Source organism: Pseudovibrio sp. W74 (assembly GCF_001623085.1).
GTDB lineage: Bacteria > Pseudomonadota > Alphaproteobacteria > Rhizobiales > Stappiaceae > Pseudovibrio.
The window spans coordinates 1-230 of sequence record NZ_LMCJ01000030.1 but is presented as its reverse complement, the minus strand read 5'-3'; the positions used below and the strand labels follow the sequence as shown (position 1 = coordinate 230).

Genomic DNA, 230 nt, shown 5'->3' with positions numbered 1-230 from the left:
GACGAGATCATGGTGCAGGCCATTGATCACACCGTCATCATTCCTCGTGATATCCAGTCCGGTCAGCCAGCTGGTCAGCGCGTGCACACTCCGTTCAAGTTCACCTGCTCCATGAATAAGTCCATCCCGCTGCTTTATAATGCGCTGGTTTCCGGTGAGATGCTGCCTAAGTGTGAAGTCAAATGGTACCGCACCAATTCTTCCGGCAAGCAGGAGCATTTCTTCACCAC

Annotated in this window: 1 protein-coding gene; it reads left to right on the top strand. The window is 52.6% G+C overall.

The annotated features are described in order from the left end of the window. On the top strand, positions 1 to 230 hold a 230-nt coding region (gene tssD, locus PsW74_RS18875; RefSeq protein WP_153042446.1), incomplete at both ends, for a type VI secretion system tube protein TssD.